1 protein-coding gene is annotated in these 1,117 nt (G+C 70.3%); it reads right to left on the reverse strand.

All coding sequences use genetic code 11. The features are described 5' to 3' along the window. Positions 1 to 97 precede the first annotated feature (97 nt). Positions 98 to 583, reverse strand: coding sequence for a hypothetical protein (locus tag K206_RS0113780; RefSeq protein WP_020202990.1), 486 nt, complete (start codon positions 581 to 583; stop codon positions 98 to 100). Positions 584 to 1,117: the final 534 nt, after the last annotated feature.

Genomic DNA, 1,117 nt, shown 5'->3' on the forward strand with positions numbered 1-1,117 from the left:
GGCGCGGCGGGCGCGCGCGCGCCGTGCCGCCGCGGCGTTACGCGTTACGTAACGCCGGCGCGGCGCGGGAACATCGCGAACGGGGCGCCGCCCGCGCCTACCAGACCCGTATCCGGATCTGCAGGGAGATGCAGCCGTCGACCTTGCCCCTGATCGTCGGCACGTAGATCAGGGTCGCGCCCACGCGGCCGTACTCGATGCCGATCACCGGCGCCGCCATCGGCGACCAGCCGCCGTTGTTGACGTCGGGATAGCCGCGTATCGCGCCGGCCGTGGCGCCGATCCGCAGCGGCCCCAGATGCAGCGGCTGCCAGGCCACCGTGGCGTAGGTCGAGTGGCGGCGCACGCTGTTGCGGTACTCGCCGGCGGACAAGGTGAAGTCCTCGCTGACGCGCACGTCGGCGCCGAACCCCCAGTTGTACGCGTTGTAGTGCGCCGCGCGCTTGAAGTGGTAGGAGAGCAGGCCCGGGTTTAGCCAGACCTGCGGCCAAGCTTGCGGCCGGGCTTGCGGCGAATCCGCCGGCGCGGCCGGCGGCGATGCCGTGGGCAGCTCCGCCGCGGGCGCTGCGATGACTGGAGGCACGGCATCATCCGCGCGCGCCGGGGCTGCTGCCAGTGAGGCACATATGGCAAGCAGCGCGAGGCAACCGCGCGGAAAAAGGCAACAGCTCGCCGCGCCAGGGAATGGACAAGCATCCATGGCCGCTTCCTTTGTTCTTGTTGTGGCTGGGACCGGCGTGGCGCGCGCAAGGCGCGGGCGCGGCAATCCTGCGATACCGGCGTGGCGCCGGTTATGTGATGGCGGTCTGCATGCTGTTCCCCGGTTGCGTGGCAATCAGCGAACGCGTGCCGGGCGTGCGCCGGCCGGTTCGTCGTGTCTCTGCGGGCCGCTGGAATCGCGGCCCGTCGTTTTACTTGTCGTGTAATGCCAGTCTGGTACGCGGGCCGCGGCGATTCAATGGATCGAACGCCGTAAGCCTAAGGAAGGGCACGGCAGACGGGAGACTGTCAACGGTTCGCGCCGCCATGCCTTTGGCGGACCGGCGTGCGGGGAAAGGCGCGGGGAAGGGCGCGTGAAAGGACGCGGAGAGGAGGTGAAAGCGGGGCGGGAAGGGCG

This window comes from Cupriavidus sp. WS (genome assembly GCF_000395345.1).
Lineage (GTDB): Bacteria > Pseudomonadota > Gammaproteobacteria > Burkholderiales > Burkholderiaceae > Cupriavidus > Cupriavidus basilensis_B.